The organism is Amycolatopsis sp. YIM 10 (assembly GCF_009429145.1).
In the GTDB taxonomy this organism is placed as follows: domain Bacteria; phylum Actinomycetota; class Actinomycetes; order Mycobacteriales; family Pseudonocardiaceae; genus Amycolatopsis.
In genome coordinates this window covers 6,537,201-6,555,052 of record NZ_CP045480.1, presented here as the reverse complement: position 1 = coordinate 6,555,052, position 17,852 = coordinate 6,537,201, and the positions used below count along the sequence as shown (strand labels likewise).

The 17,852-nt window shown below is 71.4% G+C and carries 13 protein-coding genes; 5 read left to right on the top strand and 8 right to left on the bottom strand.

The genetic code is table 11. From position 1 onward, the window contains the following. Positions 1-5: 5 nt before the first annotated feature. The 3 genes from YIM_RS30930 to YIM_RS30920 all read right to left on the bottom strand — a co-directional run bounded on the left by YIM_RS30930 (position 6) and on the right by YIM_RS30920 (position 4,681). The gene (locus YIM_RS30930; protein ID WP_153033685.1) at positions 6-1,484 is read right to left on the bottom strand and encodes an aldehyde dehydrogenase family protein; all 1,479 of its coding nucleotides are present in this window, start codon (positions 1,482-1,484) and stop codon (positions 6-8) included. A gap of 102 nt (positions 1,485-1,586) precedes the next feature. After that, on the bottom strand, positions 1,587-2,792 hold the full coding sequence (locus tag YIM_RS30925; protein ID WP_228004114.1) for an acyltransferase: 1,206 nt from the start codon (positions 2,790-2,792) through the stop codon (positions 1,587-1,589). Next, a complete protein-coding gene (locus YIM_RS30920; protein WP_228004113.1) occupies positions 2,789-4,681 on the bottom strand; it encodes a glycosyltransferase family 2 protein in 1,893 nt (630 codons plus the stop codon). Before YIM_RS30920 ends, YIM_RS30925 begins: the two co-directional genes overlap by 4 nt. Before the next feature lie 295 nt (positions 4,682-4,976). Here YIM_RS30920 and dxs point away from each other — a divergent pair, with 295 nt between their 5' ends. The 3 genes from dxs to YIM_RS30905 all read left to right on the top strand — a co-directional run bounded on the left by dxs (position 4,977) and on the right by YIM_RS30905 (position 8,803). After that, positions 4,977-6,896: a 1-deoxy-D-xylulose-5-phosphate synthase gene (dxs, locus tag YIM_RS30915; protein WP_153033684.1), complete on the top strand. Its 1,920-nt coding sequence runs from the start codon at positions 4,977-4,979 to the stop codon at positions 6,894-6,896. A 69-nt stretch (positions 6,897-6,965) separates the two neighbouring features. Further along, positions 6,966-7,475, top strand: coding sequence for a SigE family RNA polymerase sigma factor (locus YIM_RS30910; RefSeq protein WP_153033683.1), 510 nt, complete (start codon positions 6,966-6,968; stop codon positions 7,473-7,475). Further along, positions 7,472-8,803 carry a hypothetical protein gene (locus YIM_RS30905; protein WP_153033682.1) on the top strand — a complete coding sequence of 444 codons (1,332 nt, stop codon included), beginning with the start codon at positions 7,472-7,474 and terminating at the stop codon, positions 8,801-8,803. Before YIM_RS30910 ends, YIM_RS30905 begins: the two co-directional genes overlap by 4 nt. A gap of 64 nt (positions 8,804-8,867) precedes the next feature. Here the strand turns inward: YIM_RS30905 and YIM_RS30900 are convergent, their stop codons facing one another. Further along, complete coding sequence (locus tag YIM_RS30900) at positions 8,868-10,289, bottom strand: cytosine permease (RefSeq protein WP_153033681.1); 1,422 nt, start codon at positions 10,287-10,289, stop codon at positions 8,868-8,870. Between the two features lie 55 nt (positions 10,290-10,344). Between YIM_RS30900 and YIM_RS30895 the strand changes: the two genes are divergently transcribed. Further along, positions 10,345-10,770: a hypothetical protein gene (locus YIM_RS30895; RefSeq protein WP_153033680.1), complete on the top strand. Its 426-nt coding sequence runs from the start codon at positions 10,345-10,347 to the stop codon at positions 10,768-10,770. Here the strand turns inward: YIM_RS30895 and YIM_RS30890 are convergent, their stop codons facing one another. From YIM_RS30890 to YIM_RS30875, 4 genes are read right to left on the bottom strand one after another with little or no spacing between them, the layout of a single operon-like run. Beyond that, positions 10,771-12,165 carry a gamma-aminobutyraldehyde dehydrogenase gene (locus tag YIM_RS30890; protein WP_153033679.1) on the bottom strand — a complete coding sequence of 465 codons (1,395 nt, stop codon included), beginning with the start codon at positions 12,163-12,165 and terminating at the stop codon, positions 10,771-10,773. A gap of 8 nt (positions 12,166-12,173) precedes the next feature. After that, complete coding sequence (locus YIM_RS30885) at positions 12,174-13,814, bottom strand: thiamine pyrophosphate-binding protein (protein ID WP_153033678.1); 1,641 nt, start codon at positions 13,812-13,814, stop codon at positions 12,174-12,176. Further along, complete coding sequence (gene speB, locus YIM_RS30880; RefSeq protein WP_194239801.1) at positions 13,811-14,764, bottom strand: agmatinase; 954 nt, start codon at positions 14,762-14,764, stop codon at positions 13,811-13,813. The genes YIM_RS30885 and speB overlap by 4 nt, the downstream gene beginning before the upstream one ends. Beyond that, positions 14,761-16,215 carry a sodium:solute symporter gene (locus YIM_RS30875; protein ID WP_153033677.1) on the bottom strand — a complete coding sequence of 485 codons (1,455 nt, stop codon included), beginning with the start codon at positions 16,213-16,215 and terminating at the stop codon, positions 14,761-14,763. The genes speB and YIM_RS30875 overlap by 4 nt, the downstream gene beginning before the upstream one ends. 102 nt (positions 16,216-16,317) lie before the next feature. Between YIM_RS30875 and YIM_RS30870 the strand changes: the two genes are divergently transcribed. Further along, the gene (locus YIM_RS30870) at positions 16,318-17,814 is read left to right on the top strand and encodes a PucR family transcriptional regulator (protein ID WP_194239800.1); all 1,497 of its coding nucleotides are present in this window, start codon (positions 16,318-16,320) and stop codon (positions 17,812-17,814) included. The last annotated feature ends 38 nt before the right edge of the window (positions 17,815-17,852 follow it).

Sequence of the window (17,852 nt, the reverse complement as noted above, 5' to 3'; positions counted from 1 at the left end):
CGCGGTTAGCGCTGCTCCCCGGAGAACCAGTGCTGCGGGCCGGGGCGGGTGTTCTGGTAGATGTGCTTGGCTTCCTGGTACTCGGCGAGCCCGGTCGGCCCCAGTTCGCGGCCGAAACCGGACTGCTTGAACCCGCCCCACTCGGCCTGCGGCAGGTAGGGGTGGTAGTCGTTGATCCAGACGGTGCCGTGCCGCAGGCGGTTCGCCACCCGCTGCGCCTTGGACACGTCGGAAGTGAACACACCGCCCGCGAGGCCGTAGTGCGTGTCGTTGGCGATGCGCACCGCGTCGTCCTCGTCGGTGAAGGTCTCCACGGTCAGCACCGGGCCGAACGACTCCTCGCGGACCGCGTAGCTGCCCTGCGTGACGCCGTCCAGCACGGTCGGCAGGTAGTAGTGGCCGCCGGTGTACTTCTCGCCCTCCGGCCGCTTCCCGCCGGTGCGCAGCACGGCGCCCTCGGCGATCGCCCTGGCCACGTAGTCCTCCACCTTGGCCAGGTGCGCCGCGGAGATCAGCGGCCCGGTCTCGGCGTCGGGGTCGAACGGCCCGCCGATCCGGATCAGCTCGGCGCGGCGCACGATCTCGTCGACCAGCCGGTCGTGCAGCTCCTCCTGCACGATCAGCCGGGCACCGGCCGAGCAGACCTGGCCGGAGTGCAGGAAAACCGCGGTCAGCGCGAAGTCCACCGCGGTGTCGAAGTCGGCGTCGGCGAAGACCACGTTCGGGTTCTTGCCACCCAGTTCCAGCGCGACCTTCTTGACCGTGGCCGCGGCGGCCGCCGCGACGATCCGGCCGGTGGCCAGCCCGCCGGTGAACGAGACCAGGTCCACGTCCGGGTGCTCGGACAGCGGCGCGCCCGCCTCGGGACCGGCGCCCAGCACCAGGTTGGCCACCCCGTCCGGCACGCCGGCCTCCATCAGCAGGCGCATCAGCATGATCGAGGTGTGCGGGGTCAGCTCGCTCGGCTTGAGCACGAAGGTGTTGCCCGCGGCCAGCGCCGGGGCCACCTTCCACGCGGTCTGCAGCAGCGGGTAGTTCCACGGCGTGATCAGCCCGCACACCCCGACCGGTTCGTAGGTGATCCGGCTGATCGCGCCGGTGTTGCCGGTGTCGACCACCCGGCCGGCGTCCTGCCCGGCGAGCTTGCCGAAGTAGCGGAAGCAGGCGGCGATGTCGTCCATGTCGTACTCGCTCTCGACCAGCCGCTTGCCGGTGTCGAGCGATTCCGCCCTGGCGAAGCTCGCCTTGTCGCGCTCCAGCAGCTGTGCCACCCGGAGCAGGACGTCACCGCGTTCCCAGCTCGGCGTGGACGGCCACGGCCCGTTGTCGAAGGCGTCGCGCGCGGCGGCGATGGCCGCCTCGGTGTCCTCGCGCGTGCCTTCGGCGACCTCGGCGACCAGCGAGCCGTTGGCCGGGCACCGGATTTCCCTGGTGTTCCCCGCCTGCGAGGCCACCCACTGCCCACCGATGAAGAAGTCCGCCATCTGCCCTCTTTCGACCTAGTCCCGTGTTCGCGCGCGTGCGAGGGGGAATCCTACGCCGATCGGGCGATTTGGCTATCCGGGCGCAATGGACCGGTGATCTCCCTAACGCGGCGCGGGCTCCCAGTTGGACAGTCGGTCGAGCTCGGGGTAGTAGTTCCGCGCCCGGCCACCTCCGTCGATGGTGGCGGCCAGCTTCATGCCGACCTTCTCGATCGCCTGGTAGCTGAACATCGCCAGCGGGATCACCACCAGCAGCAGGAAGATCGCGGTGACCACGAAGGCCAGTGGCGTGCCGCGCGCGGGCAGCAGCCCGCTGGATCCGAGCACCCGCAACACCGGTTCGTGCCACAGGTACACGCTGTAACTGGCGACGCCGACGGTGACCAGCGGGCGCCAGCTCAGGAACCGCGGCGGGGCGGCGGTGGTCAGCGTGGTGCTGGTGATCACCAGCGCGCAGCCGAGGCCGACCACGGTGTGCACGAAGGCTTCGGACAGCCCGCCGGTGTGCGCGAGGTAGACCAGCGCCGCGCCGGTCAGCGCGAAACCGGCGCGCTGCCGGCGGGCGGCGAGCCGGAACCCGGAGGCGGACGCGACCGCCATCAGCAGGCCGATCGCGAACAGGTCCAGTTTGGCCAGTGGGCCGAACCAGACCGACCACCGGTCCTGCGGCACCTCCCACCCGTACTTCGCCAGGATCTTGTAACCGAGGCTGAGCGCGATCAGCGTGCCGACACCGGTGAGCAGCACGGCCAGTTTCGCCCGTGTGCCGCCGAATCGCGCGCACAGCCGGTAGGCGAGCGGGCCGAGCACGGCCAGCAGCAGGTAGAAGTGCATCTCGTCGGCGAGCGACCAGGCCGGGCCGTTGGTCCAGAAGATGTAGTCGTCGCTGTACACGTGCGTGAAAGTGAGGTGCAGCAACAGGTCGCGCCAGTTGCCGGGGAACTCGGGATTGGTCATCGTCCAGACCAGCAGCACCACCAGGAAGTACAGCGGGACCAGGCGCGCCACCCGTTTCACCAGGAACACCCTGGCGGGCCTGGGTTCGCTCTGCCCGAGCGCGGCCCGGGCGACCGGGATGCCGAGCAGGAAACCGGACAACACGAAGAACATCGCCACGAACAGGTCGGTGGCGAGCAGGATTTCGTGCCACACCGTGCCTTCCAGTGGCCAGTGCGCGGTGCGGTTGGACTGGTAGGCGTGGAACACCGCGACCGCCATCGCCGCCAGCGCCCGGTAGACGTCGAGCTGATACCGCTGTTTCGAGCGCGGGGGACGACCCCCGGACCCCCGGGAAAAGACGGCGGTCACGCGTTCTCACCCCGCACCGGCACCTGCCGCGGCGTGATCGCCCACTTGCGCTCGCCGCTGAGTTCCTTCAGCTGCGCCACGCGGGCCACGTGGTTCTTGAATTCGGTGTAGAAGAACAGCGAAACCACCAGGTAGGCCCAAAACCACCGCGGATGCCTGCGTACCTCTGGCGCGGACAGCCGCCAGGCGAACAGCACCTGGCTCGGCCCGGCGGAGAAGGTGTAGAGCGTGCACAGCACGAACGTGGGCACGAACCAGTCCATCTCGGTGATTCCGCCTTCGCGCCAGGCGATGTAGGCGATCACCGGGATCATCTGCAGCGCCAGCCAGGGGAACACCTCGCGCCAGCCGAGCAGGAAGGTGATGCCGAGCTTGTTGCGCGCGGTCAGCTCGTCGGACTTCAGCGCGGAGCGCAGGTGCCGCCGCGAAACCTGGAACCAGCCCTGCGCCCAGCGAATCCGCTGCTTCCACAACGCCGACAGGGTGGCGGGCGCCAGTTCCCGGCTGACCAGCGCCGGGTCGTTGCGCACGGTCCGGCCCGAGAGCAGCACGCGCATCGAGGAGTCGATGTCCTCGGTCAGCATCTGGCCGTGCATCCGGGTTTCGTGCAGCACCTGCGTGCGCCAGAACCCGTTGGAACCGCCGAAGATGCCGAACCCGTGGAGCTTGGTGCGGCCGGGGTGGCTGACCGCGTAGATCGACTCGAACTCCACCGCGACCGTGCGCGAGACCCACGACGCCGAGCCGTTGCGGATCACGCAGTGGCCCTGCACCACGTCGGCGCCGTGCGAGATCCACCGCCAGGCCCGGTCGAAGGCGTTGGGCGCCGGGTGGTGGTCGGCGTCGAACACGCCGACGAACTCCCCGGTGACCACCTCCAGCGCGGCGTTGACGTTCTGCGCCTTGGAGGTCGAGTACGGCACCCGCATCACCACCAGCCGCGGGTCCTCGGCGGCCAGCGCCCGCAGGTCCTCCTCGACCGGCAGCGCGTGCGGGCTGTTGTAGGCCAGGATGATCTGCAGCGGGCCGTCGTAGTCCTGGCGCAGGAACGCGTGCAGGGTGTCCACGATGGTCGCGGCCTCGTTCGGCAGGTAGGCCGGGATGATCGCGGACGCGGCGGGCGGCGGGGTGGCGGGGGAGTCCGGTGGCTGGTCCGGATCGAGCGCGTGCAGGTTCTCCACCCAGATCACCACCGAGGTCAGCACCAGCGAGATGGTCACCACCAGGTAGGCGGGCGTGCCGAGGTCGAATCCGGCGCGGTAGGCCAGGATCAGCCCGGCGAACGGCGCCACCACGCCGATCAGCACGGTGGCCAGCGCCTGCAGCACGGTGCGCAGCGGGCCGCCGGAGGCGCGCTTGTGGTGGCGGGCCGGTGGGGCCGGGGTCCACCGGCGCGGGACCAGGTCGACCTGGCTGGTCGCCAGCTCCACCGCCTCGGTGGCGCGGAGCGCGAGCTGGTCGGGATCGGTGCAGGCGGGCCGGTCGGCGGCGTCGGCCCAGCCGATCACCGGGGTGACCGCGAGATGGTCGTCGCCGAGGCGGACGGGCAGCCGGGCCAGCCGGGTGGAGATGCCCTCCAGCCGGGCGCGGACCTGCCAGGCGGCCGCGCCCCGCAGGGTCAGCACCAGCCCGCCGTGCCCGTCCGGGGCCAGGTGCTCCTGCTCGGACAGCTCCGGCCGCAGCATCCAGGCGACTTCTTCGAGCACGCGGTCCACGCCCTTGTGCCCGAAGCGGGATTCGATGCGCGGCGCCTCGACGAACCGGACCACCGCGACCACCGGCGGACGCCGATGTGCGGCGGGGCCGCTGAGCGCACGCGAGGTCTGGTGGTGCCAGTGTTCGGCCGGCGCCAGCGCCGGCAGCGATCCGCGAGCAGCGGGAATCGGCACGGTAAAGCTCACCCCCGAGTGTGAATCGATCGAGCCTTTCGCGGGGGTCACGCTACGAGCAGTGACCGCCTGACTGGCTAGAGCAACCGGATCAAGTGAGAGGCGCTTCACATACTTTCGTTATTGATGGTTTGTTTCCAACCGTTGACGGCTGGGTGAAGTGAACTGCTCCGCCGCAGGCCAGGCGGGGGATCACCCGGTAGTGACGTGACGCCAGCCGCGTGGCGGATCCGGCCGCCGCGTGCCTCCGTAGACTGGGCGGTCGACGGACTTTGTCGAGCGGGCGAGGTGGAGCGTGACGTTGCTGGATTCCGTGCACGGACCGGCGGACCTGAAGCGGCTGGAACCCGGCGAGCTGGAGCAGCTGGCCGGCGAGATCCGGGACTTCCTGGTCGAGAAGGTGTGCCGGACCGGTGGTCACCTCGGCCCGAACCTGGGCGTGGTGGAGCTGACCATGGCCCTGCACCGGGTCTTCGACTCGCCGTCCGACGCGATCGTCTGGGACGTCGGGCACCAGAGCTACGTGCACAAGATCGTCACCGGCAGGCACCCGGAGTTCGACGGGCTGCGCCAGCAGGGCGGGCTGACCGGCTACCCCTCGCGTGCCGAGAGCGAGCACGACCTGGTGGAGAACAGCCACGCCTCGGCCGCGCTGTCCTATGTGGACGGCCTGGCGAAGGCGTTCGAGCTGGGTGGCGGCGGCAGGCACGCGGTGGCCGTGGTCGGCGACGGCGCGCTGACCGGCGGCATGTGCTGGGAGGCGCTGAACAACATCGCCGCCGCGCCGCACCGGCCGGTGGTGATCGTGGTCAACGACAACGGCCGCTCCTACTCGCCGACCATCGGCGGGCTCGCCGAGCACCTGGCCTCGCTGCGCCTGCGCCCCGGTTACGAGCGGCTGCTCGACGGCGGTCGCGAGCTGCTGCGCCGCACCCCGATCGTGGGCAAGCCGATCTACGCGGCGCTGCACGCGGCCAAGGCCGGGCTCAAGGACGCGGTCAGCCCGCAGCGCATGTTCGCCGACCTCGGCCTCAAGTACGTCGGCCCGGTCGACGGCCACGACCTGCCCGCGCTGGAGAAGGCGCTGCAGAGCGCGAAGGCCTTCGGCGGGCCGGTGATCGTGCACGCGGTGACCGAGAAGGGCCACGGTTACCCGCCCGCGGTCAACCACGAGCACGACCAGATGCACCAGACCGACCCGCTGGACCCGGAGACCGGGCTGCCGCCGGTCAAGGGCCCGAGCTGGACCGGGGTGTTCGGTGACGAGCTGGCCGCCATCGGCGAGGAGCGCGAGGACGTGGTGGCGATCACCGCGGCCATGCTGCGCTCGACCGGGCTGCACAAGTTCGCCGAGGCCCACCCGGACCGCTGGTACGACGTCGGCATCGCCGAGCAGCACGCGGTGGCCTCGGCCGCCGGTCTGGCGATGGGCGGCATGCACCCGGTGGTGGCCATCTACGCCACCTTCCTCAACCGCGCCTTCGACCAGGTGCTGATGGACGTGGCGCTGCACCGGCAGGCGGTCACCTTCGTGCTGGACCGCGCGGGCATCACCGGCCCGGACGGCGCCAGCCACCACGGCATGTGGGACCTGTCGCTGCTGGGCCTGGTGCCCGGAATGCGGGTGGCCGCGCCGCGCGACGCGGTGACCCTGCGCGAGGAGCTGCGGGAGGCGGTGGCCGTCGCCGACGGGCCGACCGCGCTCCGGTTCTCCCGCGGTGGCGTGATCGAGTCGGTGCCCGCGGTGGACCGGCTCGGCGTGGTCGACGTGCTGCGCCGCCCGGCCGACGGCGCCGGGGCGGACGTGCTGCTGGTCGCCGTCGGTGCCTTCGCCAAGCTCGGCCTTGCCGCCGCGGACCGGCTGGCCGACCAGGGCATCGGCGTCACCGTGGTGGACCCGCGGTGGGTGCTGCCGGTGCCCGGTGAGCTGACCGCGCTCGCCGAGGCGCACCGCCTGGTGGTCACCGTCGAGGACAACGGGCGCCACGGCGGCTTCGGCTCGCTGCTGGCGGCCACCCTCCGCGACGCCGACTGCGCGGTGCCGGTGCGGGATCTGGCCGTGCCGCAACGCTTCCTCGAGCACGGCACGCGTGACGAGGTGCTCGCCGAGGTCGGCCTGACCGCGCAGGACGTGGCGCGCCGGGTCACCGAATGGGCGTCGAACCTGGTCGGCACCCCGGCTCAGGACGCCGCGGTGAAGTCCCCTCAGGATTGACCGGGATCGACGCAACCTTCCCGAACTCCCCGGTGTGATGCCTTTCGAGGACACCACAAAGGGGGTTCGTTGAAGGACACGGGAGATTTCGAGGGGTTCGTCGCGGCCCGCTCCCCGGCACTGCTGCGTACGGCGTACCTGCTGTGCGGTGGTGACCGGGGTGCGGCCGAGGACCTGCTCCAGGACGTGCTGGAGCGGATGTACCCGCGCTGGCGCCGCATCCGGGGTGAACCGGAGGCGTACGCGCGGGCCGCGCTGGCGAACGCGTCGGCGAACCGGTGGCGGCGCCGTTCGCGCCGCGTCGCCGAGGCCCCGTTGCACGACGCGGCCGCGCCTTCGGTGCGCGGGCCGGAAGAGTCCGTTGTGGACAGAGATCATGTGGTGCGCGCGCTGGCCGCGCTGCCCGACCGGATGCGGGCGGTGCTGGTGCTGCGCTTCTTCGACGACCTGTCCGAAGCGGACACCGCGGCGGCGATGAGCTGCTCGCCGGGCACGGTCAAGAGCCAGACCTCACGGGGGCTGGCCAGGCTGCGCGAACTGCTGGGGACGAGCGACGACGTGCTGAACGGGAGCCGATGATGGAGACCGGGGAACTGGGCCGCGCGCTGCGCGCGGCGACGGGGGAGTTGCAGCCGCGGCCGGGGTTCACCGCCGGGGTGCTGCGGGGCGGCAGGCGGCGGCTGGTGCGCCGCCGGGCGGCGGTGGCCGGTGGGGTGCTGGTGGCCGGAGCGCTGGCCGGCGGGGTGGCGTTCGGGAGCTGGCAGCCCGCCCCGACGCAGGTGTCGGCGGCTTCACTGCTGGACCAGCCCACGCGCGGGGATCTGGCCGGGGACGGCGTGTTCCTGACCAGTGCGACCGGGGCGTGGAAGTCCGGTTTGGACACTTCTCCGTACAATGTGGACGGAATGCTGAACGAGCGGACCGGCGAGCCGCACGTCTACTGGGCGGGCAACACCCCCGACGGGCCGGCCGCGGTGCTCGCGCAGCCGGTCCGGCTGCCGGAGGGCTCGGCCAGGACGCTGTACGGCGTGGTCGGCCGGGATCCCGGTGACGGGACGACGAAACTGCTCGACATGGCGCACCCGGAGATGACCCCGGCGGAGACCGGCGCGTTCCGGTTCGGGCGGGACGACCGCACGGTGCTGGCCATCGACCAGGGCACACCGCTGTACGTGTCGGCGAAGACCACCTTCGGGCCGGACGGCAAGGCGGGCCGGGAGTGGCAGCAGCTGAAAGTGGTCGACGGGGTGGCGATCGCGACCCTGCCCGAGGGCACCGGCCCGTTCGATCCGAGGCTGCTCACCCGCGAGCCCGGCGCCGGGGCCGGGCTGGACGACACGGTCTCGGTTTCGCGATCGAGTGCCTACCTGCGCATTCCGGAGGGGCAGGGCATGCCGAAGGCGCCGGAGGGCCTGCCGTGGCGGGTCGGCGGCGAGCCGTTCGTGGTGCGGGTCGGTGGCGTGCGGGACAGCGGGGTGTTCGAGTTCGGGCAAGGGCTGGCTTCGTCGGGGTTGTTCGACCAGTACACCGCGCTGCCGTTCGAGAACAGCGTGCCGTGGCTGGTGGTGGCCGGGCTCGGTGACGGCCGGACCGCGCTGGTCGGAGAGCACGGGCACGTCGGCAGCAACCCGAGCCGGTTGTACGCGGTGATCCAGCGGGTGGACGGCTCGGTGGAGACCGTGCTGCCGGGCGATCCGGTGGACCCGGCGGCCGCGCTGCCGGTGCGCCTGCGACTGCCGGACGGCCAGGGCTGGGTGGTCGCGGCGAAGGGCGCGCAGCTGAGCTACCGCACCGGGGACAACTGGGAAGGCAACTTCACCGATGCCGCCCTCATCCCCGACACCGCGGTGCAGGTCCAGGTCCGCCTACCGGGCCAGCCTCCGCAGGCCGTCGACCTCATCAAGTAACCCGAGGACACGAATGTGGCTTTCGGGGCGAAATCCGCCCCGAAAGCCACGTTCGTGTCCCTGCTCAGGCGGGGACCAACTCGGGGGCCAGGACCTCTCGTGGTTCCGGGAAGATCCGCAGCAGGACCGGGTAGGTGATCGCGGCGGTGAGCAGGGTGGCGGGCAGGCTGATGTCGACGCCGCCCGCGAGGTCGCGGAACGGGCCGGCGATCATCGGCGTGTTCGCGGTGAGCAGGCCGAGCGCGGTCGCCGGGAGCCAGGCCGCCATCGCCCGCCAGTTCACCCCGCGGGTGAACCAGTACCGCCCGCCCTCGCGGCCCTCGTTGAACACCTGCAGATCGACCGGATCGTAGTAACCGCGCCGGATCAGGTAGCCGATCATCATGATCACCATCCACGGCGAGGTGCACAGCACGATCAGCGTGGCGAAGGCGTTGATGCTCGACACCATGTCCAGCGCGAAGTTGCCGACGAAGATGAACACCACCGACAACGAGCCGATCAGCAGCGTCGCGCGCACCCGGCTCAACCGCACGAAGATCGAGCTGAAGTCCAGCCCGGTGCCGTACAACGCGGTGGTGCCGGTGGACAAGCCGCCGATCAGCGCCACCACGATCAGCGGAATGGCGTACCACAGCGGGGAAATCGCGGTCAGCCCGGCGATGTAGTCGCCCGCGTCGGTGACCAGGGTGGCGGTGGCGATGCCGAAGCCGAACGGCAGCAGCGTCGCCACCTGCGCCAGGAACGGCGCCGCCAGCAGGGAACGGCGGCTGTGCGTGGCCGGGATGTACCGCGACCAGTCGCCGAGGAAGGCGCCGAACGAGATCGGGTTCGCCATCACGGTCAGCGCGGCCAGGATCCACGTCGGCCAGAACGTGCCGAGCGCGTACTCGCCGGTACCCGCGAAGGACGGGTCGAACTTCCCACCATATGCGAAAATCCCCAGCAGCATGATGATCGTGCCGAGGCTGACCGCGATCCGGTTGATCAGCAACATGAACCGGTAGCCGTAGATGCAGACCACCAGCGTGGCCACGGCGATCACGCCGTACGCGACGCCCCGCAGGACCGCGCCGCCGTCGAAGCCGAACAACCGTTGCGCCGCACCGGCGACCGCGTCCCCGCTGACCCACACCGAGATGGCGAAGAAGGTGATCGCGGTGAGCAGCGACAGGAACGAGCCGACGCACCGGCCGACCACGCCGAAGTGCGCGCCGGAGGACACCGCGTTGTTCGTCCTGGTCACCGGCCCGAACAAGCCCATCGGCGCGAGCACGCACGCACCGGCGAGCACCCCGGTGACCGTGGCCGCGGCGGCGGCCCAGAAGCCGAGCCCGTAGGCGATCGGCAGCGTGCCGAGAATGATGGTGGCGAAGGTGTTCGCGCCACCGAAGGCGAGCCGGAACAGGTCGCGCGGCCGGGAAGTCTGCTCCCGGACCGGAATCGGCGCGATGCCGTTGTGCTCCACCGTGGTGATCTTGGGCATCTCGCACCCGTCCTTTGTTGTCTGCGCGTTATCCGCCGCTGTCACAGTGGGAACGGTGACCCGACAGCTGGTGGTGGCCGGTCCGTCCCGCACCGTGGTCGCGCTCGGCGTGGCCGGTGCCGGGCTGGGTACGGCCGTGTCCTGGCTGGACCTCTACCTGCTGTCCTCGGCTCGTGATCTGTGCGTGGTCGGCATGTCCGCCTTCGAGAACTCCGGGCTGCTGGTGTTCTCCGTGCAGCCGGTGCTGTGGGCGGTCAACTTCCTCGCGTTCACCCTGCTCTACGCCGGGCTGTTCCCGTTGTTCCTCAACGGGGACACCGCCGCGGCGCGGTTCGCCGGGGTCGTCGCGTGCCTGCTGCTGACCGTGGTGCTGGTGGCCGCGTCGGTCTGGATCAGCATGGCGGTGTGGTCACCGGAGCAGGTGGCTCCCGGTTGTGCCGGGGGCCATCCGCCCTGGTGGCCGTCGTGGGCCGTGTTGTAGTTACTCGTACCTGGTCATCACGTGCTTGACCCGGGTGTACTCGGCGAACGAATAGGCCGACAGGTCCTTGCCGTGGCCCGAATGGCCGAACCCGCCGTGCGGCATTTCCGCGGCCAGCGGGCCGTGCGTGTTGATCCACACGCAGCCGAAGTCGAGTTCACCCGACACTCGCACCGCCCGTGAGTGGTCGTTCGTCCACACCGAGGACGCCAGTCCGTACGGCACGCCGTTGGCCAGTTCGACGGCTTCGGCCTCACCGCCGAACCGCTGCACGGTGATCACCGGGCCGAAGATCTCCTCCTGCACGATCTCGTCGTCCTGGCGCAGCCCGGAAACCACGGTGGGGTCGAAGTAGAAACCACCGCTGTCGGGGGTGGTGCCACCGGTGTGCACGGTGGCGTGCGCGGGCAACCGCTCGATCAGCCCGCGCACCCGGTCCAGCTGGGCCGCGCTGTTCAACGGGCCGATGTCGGTACCGGGGCGGTGCGCCGAGGCGGCTTTGGCCAGCACGGCGGTGAACTCGTCGTGGATCGACTCGTGCACCAGCACCCGGCTGCCCGCGGTGCAGTCCTGGCCCGCGTTGTAGAACGCGGCCCCGACGATGCCCTCGGCGGCTTCTTCCAGGTTGACGTCCCCGAAGACCAGAAGTGGCGCGTTGCCACCGAGTTCGAGGTGCGTGCGCTTGAGGTCGGCCGCCGCCACGGTGGCCACGTCGATCCCGGCGCGGGTGGAGCCGGTGATCGACACGAGTTCCGGGATCGGGTGGCGGACCAGCGCGCGCCCGGTGTCGCGGTCACCGCAGATCACGTTGAACGCCCCGGCGGGCAGGGATTCGGCGGCCACCTTCGCCAGCAGCACCGCCGTGCTCGGGGTGGTCTCGGCCGGCTTCAGCACCACGGTGTTCCCGGCGGCCAGCGCGGGCGCGATCTTCCAGACGCCCATCATCAGCGGGTAGTTCCACGGCGCGATCTGCGCGCACACGCCCACCGGCTCGCGCCGGATCGACGAGGTGTGCCCCGGCAGGTACTCCGCCGACGCGGTGCCTTCGAGCTGGCGCGCGGCACCGGCGAAGAACCGGAGCGCGCTCACGCTTTCCGGGATCTCCTCCTCGAGCACCACGCGGCGGATCTTGCCGGTCTCGCGGACCTCCGCGTCGGCGAACTGCTCGGCGCGCTCCTCCAGCGCGTCGGCGATCTTCAGCAGCGCCAGCTGCCGCTGCGCCGGGGTGCTGCGGCGCCAGGCGCGGAACGCCAGCCGCGCCGACTCCAGCGCGGCGTCCACATCGGACTGCCCGGACAGCGGGCTGGTGCCGAACACCTCACCGGTGGCGGGATCGGTCAGGTCCAGCGTGCGCCCGCCCGCGGCGGGGACTTCCTTGCCGTCGACGAAGTTCATGCGTTCCCTCACTGGTCGAGGTGGGTGGGTTCGAACAGGCGCAGCAACGCGGGCAGCACCACCACGCCCGGCCCCGGCGTGGCCAGCGCACCGGCCAGGTCCGCCCGCAGTGTGTCCACTGTGGACATCGTGGCCGGGACGCCGAACGCCTTGGCCAGCGCGACGAAGTCGGGCCGCGAAAGCTCGGTGGCGTGCGCCTGCCCGAAGGCGCCGGTCATGTACTCGCGGAGGATCCCGTAACCACCATCGTCGACGATGAGCCAGGTGACGTCCAGCCCGTGCTGGGCGGCCGTGGCCAGTTCCGCGATGCCGTACATCGCCCCGCCGTCACCGGACACGGCCAGCGCCGGGCCACGACGGGCGGCTGCCGCACCGAGCGCACCCGGCAGGCCGTAACCCAGCCCGCCCGAGCCCTGCGCGGTGTGGATCGGGGCGCCGTCGGCGTTCCAGGCCGACCAGGCCCAGTAACCGAGCATGGTCATGTCCCAGAAGCTCGGCGTGCCTTCGGGAAGGGCGGCGCGAACCTCGGCGAGCACCCGCTGCTCCAGTTCGAGCGACTGCTTGCCGATCCGGTCGCGGATCCTGCCCAGCAGGTCGGTGACCACGGCTTCGGCGCGCCCGTCGGCTTCCCTGGCCGGTGCCGCCTCCAGCAGCGCGGTGAGCGCGAGCCGGACGTCGGCGTGGATGCCCAGTGCGGGGTGGTTGGACTCCAGCTTCCCGGCGTCGGCCTCGATCTGGATCATCCGGCCGCGCGGGGTGAACCGGTGGTAGTTGCTGGTCAGCTCGCCGAGACCGGAACCGAGCACCAGCAGCACGTCGGCGTCGGCCAGCAACTCGGTGGAATGCCAGTCCTCCAGCCAGGACTGCCCGGACAGCGGATGGTCCCAGGCGATGGATCCCTTGCCGCCGAAGGAGGACAGCACCGGCGCGCGCACGAGTTCGGCCAGCGCGCGCAGTTCCGCCCGAGCACCCGAACGGACCACGCCACCACCCGCGAGGATGACCGGGTTCTTCGCCGCACCCAGCAGCCGCGCCGCCTCGGTGATCAGTTCCGGCAGCGGGGCGAGCGGCTTCGGCCTGGCGGTCACCGAGGTGATCGGCGGCAGCGCGGCCGGGGCCAGCAGCACGTCCTGCGGGATCTCCACCCACACCGGGCCGTACGGCACGGTGGCCGCCGACTCCCACGCCTCACGCAGGGCGGTCGGGATCTGGCTGGCCGTGCGCACCACGTGCACCGACTTGACCACGTCGCGGAAGCTCGCCGCCTGGTCGGGGAGTTCGTGCAGGTAACCGTGCCGCCCGCCGCCGAGCCCGGCCGACGGCACCTGGCTGGAGATGCCCAGCACGGGCACCGAGGACGCCCGGGATTCCTGGAGCGAAGCCAAGGTCAGCAACGCGCCCGGCCCGGTGGAGACGATCATCGGGGTCACCGGCACCGGTCCGCCGGGGTCCGCGTCGAGCCGCGCGCGGGCGTGGCCGTCGGCGGCGAAGGCGAGGTTGTTCTCCACGCGCGCGCCGACCAGCCGCAGTTCCGGCGTCCGCCGCAGTGCTTCGAACAGGCCGAGCGCGTGCTGGCCGGGCAGCCCGAACACGGTGTCCGCGCCGAGCGCCCGCAGCGTCTCGACGACCAGATCGCCGCCGATCCTCATGCGGACTTCCCGAGCGCGAGCAGGCTGACCAGGTCGTAGGCCACGTGCGAGGCGGCGATGGCGGTGATCTCCGCGTGGTCGTAGGCGGGCGCCAGCTCCACCACGTCCCCGCCGACCAGGTTCAGCCCGCGCAGGCCGCGCACGATCTCCAGCAGTTCCCGGCTGGTCATGCCGCCCGCCTCGGGCGTGCCGGTGCCGGGGGCGTGCGCCGGGTCGAGCACGTCGATGTCGATGGACACGTACAGCGGCCGATCGCCGATCCGCTGCCGCAGCGCGTCCACGGTTTCCGCCACCCCGCGGCGCATCACGTCGCCGGAGGTGACGATGCCGAAGCCGAGACGGCGGTCCTCCTCCAGATCCCGCTTGCCGTACAACGGACCCCGGGTGCCCACATGGGACAGTGCGCTGGTGTCGAGAATGCCCTCCTCGGACGCCCGCCGGAACGGGGTGCCGTGCGTGTACGGCTCGCCGAAGTAGGTGTCCCAGGTGTCCAGGTGCGCGTCGAAGTGCAGCAGCGCCACCGGTCCGTGCTTCTTCGCCGCCGCGCGCAGCAGCGGCAGCGCGATGGTGTGGTCACCGCCGACGGTGACCAGCTTCGTGCCGTCCGCGGTGAGCGCCTCGGCCCCGTGCTGCAGGGTTTCGATCGCCTCGCCGATGTTGAACGGGTTGATCGCGATGTCACCCGCGTCGACCACCTGCGCGGTGGCGAACGGGGACACGTCCAGTTCCGGGTGGTACGGCCGCAGCAGGCGGCTGGCCTCGCGCAACGCGGCCGGGCCGAACCGGGCGCCCGGCCGGTAGGACACCCCGGCGTCGAACGGCACCCCGACCACGGCCACGTCGGCGCGGTCGACCTGGTCCGCCCTCGGCAGCCGGGCGAAGGTGGCGAACCCGGCGAACCGCGGCACCTGGGACGAGTCGACGGGACCGATCGGGGACTGCTGCGTCACTGCGTGAGCTCCTTCTCTGTTTCAACGGTCGCGCGGCCGGAAAGCCGGTCGCTCCAATGGCCGAGCACGGCGGCGGGCGTGGGCGGGGTGACCAGGCTGACCACGACGTAGACCAGCAGGCTGCTGCCGAGGCCCCAGTAGATCGGCGAGTTCGCTTCCATGCCGTCGACGACCATCAGCACGATCGCGGCCAGCGCGCCGACGGCCATCGAGGCGACCGCGCCCTGCCGGGTGCCGCGCTTCCAGGCCAACCCGCCGAGAATGGCCACCAGCAGGCCGCCGACCAGGATGTTGTAGGCGATGGTCAGCGCGGCCACCACGTCGGTGACCACCATCGCGATGCCGATCGCGACCAGGCCGAGCACCAGCGTGGTGAGCCGGTTCTTGCTCACCTCGGCGTCCTCTCCCGAGGGGGCCGCCGTCCCGCGCAGCTTCGCCATCAGGTCGGTGGTGCTCACCGTGGAGCAGGCGATCAGCGCGCCGCTGGCGGTGGACATCATCGCCGACAGCGCCGCGGCCAGCACCAGCCCGCGGACGCCGGCGGGCAGCAGATCCTCCACGATCGTGGCGAAGGCGTCCTGCGCACTGGCGAGCGCCGGGTAGAGCACCTTCGCCGCCGCCCCGATCAACGCGCCCGCGAGCCCGTAGACCAGGCAGTACACGCCGGAGCCGATGCCGCCGCTGGTCGCCACGCGCGGGGTGCGCGCGGTGAACACGCGCTGCCAGATGTCCTGGCCGATCAGCAGGCCGAAGCCGTAGGTCAGCACGTAGGTGATGATCGAACCGGTGCCGATGCTGGTGAAGTCGAAGAAGCTGGCGTCGAGCCGCTCGGCCATGCCGCCGAAGCCGCCCGCAGCGCTGACCGAGACCGGCAGCAGGACCAGCAGGATGCCGATGGTCTTGATGACGAACTGCGCGATGTCGGTCAGCGTGATCGACCACATGCCGCCGAGCACCGAGTAGAGCACCACGATCCCGCCGCCGATGGCGATGCCGGTCCACTCCGGGATGTCCAGCAGCACCTTGAACACCGTGGCGAAGGCCAGCGTCGAGGTGACCGTGAGCATCAGCGTGTACGCCCACATCACGATGCCCGAGATGGTCGAGGCGGACTTCCCGCCGTAGCGCAGGTCGAGCATCTCGCTGACGGTGTAGACCTTCAGCTTCACCAGCCGCCGCGCGAACAGCGCGTGCAGCACCAGGATGCCGAGCCCGATCGAGACCACCAGCCAGGCACCGGAGATGCCCCAGGTGTAACCGAGCTTGACGCCGCCGACGGTGGACGCGCCGCCCAGCACCACCGCCGACATCGTGCCCGAGTACATGAACCAGCCGAGCCTGCGGCCGGCCACCAGGTAGTCGCTCTTGGTCCTGGCCAGGCGCAGCCCGTACCAGCCGATGCCGAGCATGCCGGCGATGTAGAGGGCGATCACCACATAGTCCGCGACCACGGGTTCCTCCTAGGACGGGGGCGTGTTCGGGCCACCGTAGGTCTGGATTCCGATCGCTTGAACGGGATGATCTGTCTCAGTTTGCCGTAATCTTTGGCCATTATGTCCAGGAATTCGGAAACCTTCGGCACGCCGGTGAACATTCCGTTACGGGCCGTTGTCGGCAACTCGGAGCTGGCGGTGGAGGTGGTGCGGGAGACGCTGCGGCCGGGCGCGCTCGACCTGCCGGTCCGGTGGGCCCACGTGTGCGAGCTGCGCGACCCGTCGCCCTACCTGCTGGGGGAGGAACTGCTGCTCACCGCCGGGGTGAACCTGCCGTCCGAGCAGGCCGAGGTGGACCGGTACGTGCGCGGGCTGCGCGCCGCGGGCATCACCGCGCTCGGCTTCGGCATCACCCCGCCGATGCACGAGGAACTACCGGAAACGCTGCGCCGCGCCTGCGCCCGCGCGGGTCTGCCGCTGCTGGTGATCGGGGTGCGCACGCCGTTCATCGCGGTGAACCGGGTGGTCGCGGTGGCGCTGGCCGAAGCCACCCAGCGTGAGCAGCGCCGGATCACCCAGGCGCGTGAAGCGCTGACCAGGGCCGCCGCCGGTGGTCTCGCGGAACTGGCGCGCGAGCTGGCCAAGCACGTGTCCGGCTGGGTCGCGCTGGTCGGCAAGCGGGACGCGCTGGCCGCCGAGCACGAGGTGCCTTCGCCGTTCCCGCCCGAGCTGGCCGGCCTGTTCGCCCGGCTGCGCGGCGGGTCCGGGATCCGCAGCGCCACCACGGAACTGCCCGACGGCACGTTCGTCGTCGCCCAGCCGGTCTATCCGCAGGCCACCGCCTCGCACCTGGTGGTGGTCGGCAGGCGGGAGCGGTTCGAGGGCACCGACCGGGCCATCGTGGCGGTCGGCGCGGCGTTGTTCGGGCTGGCCAGCCGCGCCGGTTCGGACACCGCGGGGCTCGGCGGCGCGGTCACCGCGCTGGTGCTGGCGGAACACCCGCCCGCCGCGCCACTGGCCGAACTGCTCGGCGAAGGCGACTACCGCGTGGTCGCCGGAATGGCCCACGGCGCCGGGCCCGGTGACGTGGCCGCCGGGTACGACTGGCTGCGCACCCGGCTCGACACCCCGCTGGTGGAGCTGAAACCGGGACCGCGCTTCACCGCCGTGGTCCGCACTCCGCCGGACGCGCGCGCCCTCGAGGAACTGCTCGCGGCGGGCTGGCTGGTGGTGGTGAGCGCACCGCATCCGGTCGACCGGCTGCCCGACACCACGGCCGAACTGGCGGCGCTGGAACAACGCGCGCTGGTGCTCGGGCGCCCGGTGCTGGCCGACGGCAGCGGGCTGGCCGCGCTGGTACCGCCGGGCCACGCCGCCGACTACGCCGAGCGCACCCTGGCCCCGTTGCGCGCGCTGGGCGACGAGGGCCTGCTCGACACGTTGCGCACCTGGCTGGCCCACCACGGCGGCTGGGACCGGACGGCGTCGGCGCTGGGGGTGCACCGCAACAGCGTCCGGCACCGGATCGCCAGGGTGGAACGCGTGCTGGGGGTGGATCTCGCGGACGCGGAAACCCGGATGGAGCTGTGGTTCGCGCTGCGGTGGGCGGACTCGTGAGCACGCTCTGTCCGATCAGGTCACTCTCAGGATCGTGT

Excerpts from the sequence above, each read along its gene's own strand:
- YIM_RS30870 (WP_194239800.1), top strand. The coding sequence starts at position 16,318 with ATGTCCAGGAATTCGGAAACCTTCGGCACGCCGGTGAACATTCCGTTA.
- YIM_RS30930 (WP_153033685.1), bottom strand. The coding sequence starts at position 1,484 with ATGGCGGACTTCTTCATCGGTGGGCAGTGGGTGGCCTCGCAGGCGGGG.
- YIM_RS30890 (WP_153033679.1), bottom strand. The coding sequence starts at position 12,165 with ATGAACTTCGTCGACGGCAAGGAAGTCCCCGCCGCGGGCGGGCGCACG.
- YIM_RS30885 (WP_153033678.1), bottom strand. The coding sequence starts at position 13,814 with ATGAGGATCGGCGGCGATCTGGTCGTCGAGACGCTGCGGGCGCTCGGC.
- YIM_RS30900 (WP_153033681.1), bottom strand. The coding sequence starts at position 10,289 with ATGCCCAAGATCACCACGGTGGAGCACAACGGCATCGCGCCGATTCCG.
- YIM_RS30905 (WP_153033682.1), top strand. The coding sequence starts at position 7,472 with ATGATGGAGACCGGGGAACTGGGCCGCGCGCTGCGCGCGGCGACGGGG.